This is a genomic window from Streptomyces bambusae, from assembly GCF_019400985.1.
Taxonomy (GTDB): domain Bacteria; phylum Actinomycetota; class Actinomycetes; order Streptomycetales; family Streptomycetaceae; genus Streptomyces; species Streptomyces bambusae_A.
The window spans coordinates 1-7,821 of record NZ_WTFF01000336.1 but is presented as its reverse complement, the minus strand read 5'-3'; the positions used below and the strand labels follow the sequence as shown (position 1 = coordinate 7,821).

At 73.1% G+C, this 7,821-nt stretch carries 7 protein-coding genes and 1 pseudogene; 5 read left to right on the top strand and 3 right to left on the bottom strand.

Translation table 11 applies throughout. The features are described from left to right. Window positions 1-95: 95 nt before the first annotated feature. Window positions 96-1,025, bottom strand: a complete 930-nt coding sequence (locus GPJ59_RS30565; RefSeq protein ID WP_219671160.1) for an AurF N-oxygenase family protein — start codon at window positions 1,023-1,025, stop codon at window positions 96-98. Between the two features lie 230 nt (window positions 1,026-1,255). Here GPJ59_RS30565 and GPJ59_RS30560 point away from each other — a divergent pair, with 230 nt between their 5' ends. Beyond that, window positions 1,256-2,362, top strand: coding sequence for a ferritin-like domain-containing protein (locus tag GPJ59_RS30560; RefSeq protein ID WP_219671159.1), 1,107 nt, complete (start codon window positions 1,256-1,258; stop codon window positions 2,360-2,362). A 207-nt stretch (window positions 2,363-2,569) separates the two neighbouring features. Here GPJ59_RS30560 and GPJ59_RS30555 read toward each other — a convergent pair whose 3' ends face one another. Continuing rightward, window positions 2,570-4,045: a penicillin-binding transpeptidase domain-containing protein gene (locus tag GPJ59_RS30555; protein WP_219671158.1), complete on the bottom strand. Its 1,476-nt coding sequence runs from the start codon at window positions 4,043-4,045 to the stop codon at window positions 2,570-2,572. Beyond that, window positions 4,042-5,487 carry an FtsW/RodA/SpoVE family cell cycle protein gene (locus tag GPJ59_RS30550; protein ID WP_219671162.1) on the bottom strand — a complete coding sequence of 482 codons (1,446 nt, stop codon included), beginning with the start codon at window positions 5,485-5,487 and terminating at the stop codon, window positions 4,042-4,044. The genes GPJ59_RS30555 and GPJ59_RS30550 overlap by 4 nt, the downstream gene beginning before the upstream one ends. Before the next feature lie 97 nt (window positions 5,488-5,584). On the opposite strand from GPJ59_RS30550, the gene GPJ59_RS30545 reads away from it, so the two are divergent. The 4 genes and pseudogenes from GPJ59_RS30545 to GPJ59_RS30530 all read left to right on the top strand — a co-directional run. Beyond that, window positions 5,585-5,974, top strand: a complete 390-nt coding sequence (locus GPJ59_RS30545; RefSeq protein ID WP_219671161.1) for a DUF6325 family protein — start codon at window positions 5,585-5,587, stop codon at window positions 5,972-5,974. Next, on the top strand, window positions 5,974-6,444 hold the full coding sequence (locus GPJ59_RS30540; RefSeq protein WP_219671157.1) for an SHOCT domain-containing protein: 471 nt from the start codon (window positions 5,974-5,976) through the stop codon (window positions 6,442-6,444). The genes GPJ59_RS30545 and GPJ59_RS30540 overlap by 1 nt, the downstream gene beginning before the upstream one ends. A 336-nt stretch (window positions 6,445-6,780) precedes the next feature. Continuing rightward, window positions 6,781-7,176: a hypothetical protein gene (locus GPJ59_RS30535; protein WP_219671156.1), complete on the top strand. Its 396-nt coding sequence runs from the start codon at window positions 6,781-6,783 to the stop codon at window positions 7,174-7,176. 375 nt (window positions 7,177-7,551) lie between these two features. Beyond that, window positions 7,552-7,821, top strand: a pseudogene (locus tag GPJ59_RS30530) (hypothetical protein); the annotation flags it as partial.

Here is a 7,821-nt window from a genome sequence, read left to right as displayed (position 1 = left end):
GGAGGAGGTCGGCGGGTCCGAGGCCGCGGGGGCCGCGGGCGTGGTCCGGCTGGTCGTCCGGGTCATGCCCGCAGCGTAGCCGCACCGGGGCCGGCTCAGGCCAGGAGTCCGGAGCTCTGCCACAGCTTCCGGCCGACGCCGGTCAGGACGCCGATGTCGTCGAGGAAGTCCGTCAGCCGCTTCGCCCCGGTCTGCATCACCTCGCGGCGGTGGCCGCTCGCCCGGACCTGGGCGACGGCCTGGCGCCGGTCCAGTCCCACGTTCTCGTACACGGCCGGGTTGACGAAGGCGATGGAGAAGACCCGTGCGGCCTCGCCGCAGCTGATCCGGGTGAGTTCCCGCTCCCAGCGCGGCGCGGTGGCCATCTGGCGGCGCAACTCCTCCCGCGCGTACCGGACGTGGCGCGCCTCCTCGATCACGTGGATGCGGGTGACGCCGCGCACCAGCGGCTGGATGCGCTCGTCCGGGAAGGTCAGGCGCTGCATCCAGTCGAGGATCTCCTCGCCGAGCAGGGTGCAGGCGAAGGAGCCGGGGGTGGTGGAGACGGTCTTCAGGACGCGGGCGAGGTTGTGGTTGAGCCGCGAGACGGGGTAGGCGGGGGCGCCGGAGGTCTTGATCATGCGGGCGAACATCATCGAGTGCCGGCACTCGTCGGCGATCTCGGTGAGCGCGTACCGGACGTGGTTGCTGGTCAGGGACTTGTCGTAGATGTGCCGGACGAGCAGCTGCATGAGGATGATCTCGAACCATATGCCGAGGGAGGCCAGGGACGCGGCCTCGTGGCGGGCGAGGTCCATCCGCTGCTCCTCGGACATCCGCTTCCACAGCGGGGTGTCGTAGAGGGAGACGAGCTCGGGCGGCCAGTACCACTTGCCCTCGGCGGGCGGCTGGTCCCAGTCGAGTTCGCGGTCGGGGTCGAAGGAGTGCTTGGCGGAGGACTCCAGCAGCCGCTCGGCGATCTGCTCCCGGTCCTTGAGCGGGCCGAGCGCGTCGTGCAGGAGCGTGCGGTCGGTCGTGGTCGTCATGGCGTGGAACACCTCGAAGGGGGTCGCCGGCGGGGCCGGTCGGGGCGGTCGGGCGGGGCGGGGGTCACGTCGGATCGGTCGGGTTACCAGCGGTCGCACTTATAAGACTGCTTGTCAGCAAGACCGTCAATCCCCTGCGCACGACTTGTTGACCCTGTGTCTACCAACGTGCTGCACTGCCAACTGTCCAGTCCCGAAGTCCCGTACGGTGCATGGAAGTGAGGCCGTCAGTGTCGACGTACGAGCTCTACACCCAGGACCCCGGCGCAGCGGCGTGGCAGGTCCCGGCCACCGGATCGGCCCGCTTCAGCTGGGAGTACGACGCCGGACGCGACCGGCTCCTCGCCCTCTACCAGAAGGGCAAGGACAAGCAGTGGGACGGCGCCAAGCGCATCGACTGGGACCTGGAGGTCGACCCGTACGACCCGCTGGGGACCCCGGACGACGTGCTGACCCTGTACGGGACGCGGCACTGGGCGAAGCTGACCGCGAAGGACCGGGGCGACCTGCGCCGGCACTACACCTCCTGGCAGTTCAGCCAGTTCCTGCACGGCGAGCAGGGCGCGATGGTGTGCGCGGCGCGCATCGTGGAGTCGGCCCCGGACCTGGACGCCAAGTTCTACTCGGCCACCCAGACGATGGACGAGGCCCGGCACGCCGAGGTCTACGGTCGTTTCCTGCACGAGAAGATCGGCATGCTCTACCCCGTCAACGACAGCCTCGCGGGGCTGCTGGGCGACACCCTGCGCGACTCGCGCTGGGACATGCCGTACCTGGGCATGCAGGTGCTCATCGAGGGCCTCGCGCTGGCGGCGTTCGGGATGATCCGCGACACCACCGACAAGCCGCTGCCGAAGCAGATCCTCGCGTACGTGATGCAGGACGAGGCCCGGCACGTGGCGTTCGGGCGGATGGCGCTGCGGGACCACTACCGGCAGCTGACGGACGCGGAGCTGCGCGAGCGCGAGGAGTTCGTGATCGAGGGCTGCTACCTGATGCGGGACCGGCTGCGCGGGGTGGAGGTGCTGGAGAACTTCGGCATACCGCGCAAGGAGGCCGAGGAGCTCTCCGAGCAGTCCGCGTTCCTCCACCTGTTCCGCAAGCTGCTGTTCAGCCGCATCGTGCCGTGCGTGAAGGACATCGGGCTGTGGGGCGAACGGCTGCAGAAGGCCTACGTCGACATGGGGGTCTTCGACCTCGGCGACGCGAACCTGGACCTGCTGATGACCCAGGACGAGGAGGTCGCCGAGGCCCTCGACCGCGAACGCTTCGCGGCCGAGGAACGGGCCCGAGTGGCCGAGGTCGCGGCGACCGTCGCGGAGGGCGCGGAGGCTTGAGGACCGTCCGGCCGACGAGGACGCGGAGGACGGAGGCCACGGAGGATGCGGAGGACGCGGAGGACGACGTCGGCGGCGGCGACGACGGCGCCGACGTCGACGGACTTCACCCCGGCCCTTGAAGCCGTCGAACTCGGGCGCGTCGGTGGGGAATCGGACCATTGCCATGTCGGCCCGGGGAGGCTCGTACGCCGTCGCGGACGTACCTCAGGGTGCCGGGTACCGGTCCGCCGACAGGGCCGCCTGCATCACCGCGCGGGCGATGGGGGCGGCCGCGCCGTTGCCGCTGATGTCGCCGCGGCGGGCGGCCGCGTCCTCGACCACCACCGCTACCGCCACCGCCGGCACCGGCGCGTCCTCGGCCCTGGCCCAGCCGATGAACCAGGCGTACGGGATGCCGGCGTTGCCGACCCCGTGCTGTGCTGTGCCCGTCTTGCCGCCGACCACCGCCCCCGGGACCGCCGCGTTGCGCCCGGTGCCCTCGTCCACGACCTTGACCATCAGCTCCTGCAGCCGCAGCGCGGTGGCCGGGTTCATGGCCCGGCCCAGCGAGCCGCGGACCCCGCCCTTGACCTGGGTGCCGTCGCGCCGGGTGGTGCGCTCCACCAGCCGGGGCCGGGCGATCTCGCCGCCGTTGGCCACCGCGGCGGCGACCATGGCCATCTGGAGCGGGGTCGCCGTGGTGTTGAACTGCCCGATCGCGGACAGCGCCAGCTGGTCCGGGCTCATGTCGGTGTCGAAGTTCGACCGGGACACCCACGCCGGCACCCGCAGTCCGGAGTCGTTGAATCCGAACCGCTCGGCCGCCTCGACCATCCCGCGCAGGCCCACCCGGACGCCGATCCTCGCCATCACCGTGTTGCAGGACCACTGCACGGCCTCGGCCATCGAGGCGTCCTCGCAGCCGGTGGACGCGTTCGGCAGCGGGGTCCGGGTGCCGGGCAGCAGGTACGGGTCCGGGGTGCGGGTGGGCGCGTCCACATCGGTGACCACGCCCGCGTCGAGCGCCGCCGCCGCGGTCACGATCTTGAAGGTGGAGCCGGGCGGGTACGTCTCGCGCAGCGCCCGGTTGAGCATCGGCCGGTCCGGGTCGGCGTTCAGCCGGGCCCAGGCGTCCTCGACGGCGGAGCCGGTGCCGGAGAGCTCCCCGGGGTCGTACGAGGGGCTGCTGACCAGGGCCAGGATCCGGCCGGTGGCGGGCTCCAGGGCCGCCACCGCCCCGCGCTTGCCGGCCAGGCCCGCGTACGCCGCGCTCTGCACGCCGGCCCGGACGGTGGTGACCGCCCGTCCGCCGGCCGGGCGGCTGCGGGCGAGGTCGTGCCAGAGCGGGAAGGCGGCCAGGGCCGGGGCGGTGCCGGCCAGGACGTCGTCCTCGGCGCGTTCGAGGAAGCTGGTGCCGTACGTCTGCGAGGAGAAGCCGGTCACCGGGGCGTAGAGCGGGCCGTCGCGGTAGGTGCGCTCGTAGCGCAGCAGCTGGCGGCTGTCGCGCGAGCCGGTGACCGGGCGCCCGTCGACCAGGATGTCCCCGCGCGGCCGCGCGTACCGCTCGACGGCGCCCCGCTTGTTCGCCGGGTTCGCGTCGAGCGCGGCGGCCTCCCAGACCTGGATCCGGACCAGGTTGACCTGGAGCGCGGCGAGGAGGAGGACGCAGAAGTACGCGCACCAGCGGATGTAGCGGATCACGCGGTGGCCTCCGGCTCCGGCGGGCGGATGTCCGTACGCGTACGCGTCCCCCGTGTACGAGTGCTCCGTGTACGCGTCCTCGCCCAGGGGTCCGGTTCGGGGCCGGCCCCGGGGCGGCGGGCGCTGTCGCTGAGCCGGACGAGCAGCGCGACGATGATCCAGTTGGTCACCACCGAGGAGCCGCCCTGCGCGAGGAAGGGCATCGCCATCCCGGTGAGCGGGATCAGCCCGGTGACCCCGCCGGCGATCACGAAGACCTGGAGCGCCACGATCGAGGCGAGCCCGGTCGCCAGCAGCCGCCCGAACGGGTCGCGCAGCGCGAGGCCGGCGCGGAAGCCGCGGGCGACCAGCAGGGCGTAGAGGGCGAGGATCGCGGTGACCCCGGCCAGCCCGAGCTCCTCCCCCGCGGTGGCCAGGATGAAGTCGGACTTGGCGGCGAAGCCGATGAGGAAGGACCGGCCGTGTCCGAGCCCGGCGCCGAGCAGGCCGCCGGCGCCGAAGGCGAAGAGCGACTGGGCGAGCTGGCCGGGGCCCTGGCCGCGTTCGATGGAGGCGAAGGGGTTCAGCCAGTCCTCGACCCGGCTGTGCACGTGTGGCTCGAAGGTGCCCACCGCGTACGCGCCCAGCCCCGCGAGCAGCAGCCCGACGGCGATCCAGCCGATCCGCCCGGTGGCCGTGAACAGCATGATCACGAACAGCCCGAAGAACAGCAGCGAGGTCCCCAGGTCGCGTTCCAGCACCAGGACGCCGACGCTGAGCAGCCAGATCGCCAGGATCGGGCCGAGCACCCGGCCCGGCAGCAGCCGTAGCCGCAGCCGCCGGATCCGCCGCCCGGTCAGGGCCAGGGCGGTGCGGTTGGCGGCCAGGTAGGTGGCGAAGAAGACGGCGAGCAGGATCTTGGCGAATTCGCCGGGCTGGAAGGAGAGGCCGGCGAACCGGACCCAGATGTGGGCCCCGTTGACGGCCGGGAAGAAGACCGGGACGAGCATCAGCGTGAGTGCGGCGACGACCGAGAGGTAGGCGTACCGCTGGAGCACCCGGTGGTCCCGCAGCACGACCAGGACCAGCACGAACAGCACCACGCCCAGCCCCGACCACAGCAGCTGGGCGTCCGCCGCGGCGTGGCCGGGGGTGGTGAGGTCGAGCCGGCGGATGAGGACCAGGCCGAGGCCGTTGAGCAGGACGGCGATGGGGAGCACGAGAGGATCGGCGTACGGGGCGAACAGGCGTACGGCGAGGTGTGCGAGGAGGGCGGCGACGGCGAGGCCGGCGGCGTACCGGGCCGACTGCTCGGGGATGCGGCCGGAGGTGGCCACGCCCGCGTAGAGGTGGCCGAGGACGGAGACGAGGACCGCCCCGGCCAGGAGCGTGAGCTCGGCGCCCCGGCGCCGGGGGTGGGATGCGCCGGGCGACGGGGCGGAGTCCGCCACCTTTGCCGTCAATGCGGTCATATGGGAAACGTAGCAAGCGTACGGGTCTTACGCCCCGGTATGTCGTAGTCTGCCGAGGAGTCGTCAGAAACGATCGGGAGCCGTGGACATGGGACCAGTGGAGTTCATCGTGCTCGCCTTCCCCGAGGAGCAGCTGCGGGTGCCGGCCGTGGAAGCCGTGATGGGGCTGCGCAAGACCGGAAACGTCCGCCTCATCGACGGGCTGGTGGTCACCAAGACGGCGGCGGGCGAGGTGCTGGCGGCGGAGTTCGACGAGTTCGTCGAACTGTCCGGGCTGCTGACCCACCGCGAGGCGGCGCGGCTGATCGGGCCGGAGGACGTGCGGGAGTCCGCGGACCTGCTGGAACGGGGCAGCTGTGCGCTGCTGGTGCTCGTGGAGCACGTGTGGGCCGAGGATGCGGCGATCGCCGTACGGGCGGCGGGCGGCCGGATCGCCGGCTCGGTACGGATCCCCGCGGACCGGCTGGGGGTGGCGTGATGTTCATCCGCCCGGTCGGTCCGGTCGTCCACCCGATCCGGCGCCCGGCGGGCCGCCCGCTGCTGCGGGGGCTGCTGGCGCGGGGCGCGTACGTGTGGGAGGCGGCCCAGGCCCCCGCCCCGCCGGAGCCGGACGTCCACCACGAACCGGCCCCGGCGCACGTGCCGTGGGCCACCGGGCCGGACTTCACCACGGAGACGGCCTTCGCGGCGGAGACGGCCCGGGAGAGGGACGCGGCCGCCGAGGCCGACATGGACATGGCCATGGACGTCGACGTGGACATGGAAGTGGACAGGGACGCGGATCTGGCCCCGGACCCGGACCTGGTGGCCCCGCCGGGCGGGTGGCCGGCGGGGCCCGGGGAGCGCGGCCTCACGGCCCAGCTCGCACAACTGGCGGCACTGGTCCGGGAGGGCCTCCTGACCCCGGAGGAATTCGCCACCGCCAAGTCCCGCCTACTGCGGGACTGACCCCCCGGAGCCGGGCTCCACCGGGGCCTGGCCGACCCGCCTGGGCGGCGACCGGCCCCGCGCGGGGCCGGTACCACGGGCTGCCGGGCCCCGCCGGAGGCGCGGCCGGCCCGTCCCCAGGCAACCGGGCCCGCGCGGGCCCGTTGGCCGCCCTCCCCGGGCACAAGGCTGTTGCCACGGGCCGCCGATGTGACTGAGCGCTTCAGTTGGCGGTTTTTGCCAACTGAAGCGCTCAGCGTCCCGTGCGTCCCGGCTGCGGGCATACGAGAAGTCCTGGTGCGACGGTGGCGCCCCAAACCCCTGGCAGCTGGCCGCGCGCCGTGAGATCGTCCGCAGGTGACCGACGTTGCTGGTGGAGAAACGACCTCGGGACGACCGGACGACCGCGCCGCGTCCGCCCTGCGCTTCGCGACGGAGCTCGTCGCGTGGGTGGCCACCCCCTGGGCCCTGGCCAGCCACTCATGGCTTCTTGCCGCCGTGTCCGTAGTGGCCCTGATCGGCCTTCCGACTCTTTTCTCCACCCGGGGGGACAAGGCCAACGTGATCATTGCGGTGCCGGGCTGGGCCACGGTCCTGCTGGTGCTGCTCCAACTCGCCGCAGCTGTGATCTCCTCGTGGCTGGCCTGGCCCGCTTGGGCGGCGGTCCCCGTGACCCTGCTGGCCGTCAGCACCCTTGTCACCGAGCGTCGGCGCTGGCGGTGGCTGGTTTCCGCAGACCAACTCGCCAACTGAAGCACTCATCCGCCAACTGGAGCGCTCAGTCACACCCGAGCCCCCCGGGCACCGCCGGAGGCGTGGGCCGAACCGACCACCCCGGGAGGCGAGGGCCGGTACCGCCGGCCCCGGGCCCCGCCGGAGATGTGGGCCGAAACGGCCGCCCCGGGGCGGCCGCCCGGCGCGCGCGGGTCAGGTACGGCGGGCGGGCACCGCCGGAAGTGTGGGCCGAGCCGGTCCGGGAGCGGGGCGGTGACGCCTCCTGAGGCCGGCCCGTCCGTGCCGGTCCGGCGGCCGCCGATCAGGTGAGACGGGGTGTCGGCGCCGCCCTGCCTGGGCTTTTTGTCATACCGCGCGTGGCAGCATCCGAGCCTGAGCCTCGGAGGTGATCCCATGTCACGTCGGCTGCTGCGCACGGCCTGTATCGCTGCGGTCCTCAGCGCGACCGTCCCGGTGGCGGCGGCGACCGCCGAGCCGGGGCGCGCGCCCGCGACGAGAGTGACCGCGTACGCGACCGTGACCGCGACCGCGACCGCTTCAGGGACGGGTTCCGGCCCCGCGGCAGCGGCGGGGTCCGGCCCCACGGCTGCAACCGGGTCGCTGGCCGACCAGGCCGCCGGATCGGCGGCCGCCCCCGCCGCCCGGTCCGCCAGGTTCTCGGCG

Excerpts from the sequence above, each read along its gene's own strand:
- GPJ59_RS30565 (WP_219671160.1), bottom strand. The coding sequence starts at position 1,025 with ATGACGACCACGACCGACCGCACGCTCCTGCACGACGCGCTCGGCCCG.
- GPJ59_RS30540 (WP_219671157.1), top strand. The coding sequence starts at position 5,974 with ATGTTCATCCGCCCGGTCGGTCCGGTCGTCCACCCGATCCGGCGCCCG.
- GPJ59_RS30545 (WP_219671161.1), top strand. The coding sequence starts at position 5,585 with ATGGGACCAGTGGAGTTCATCGTGCTCGCCTTCCCCGAGGAGCAGCTG.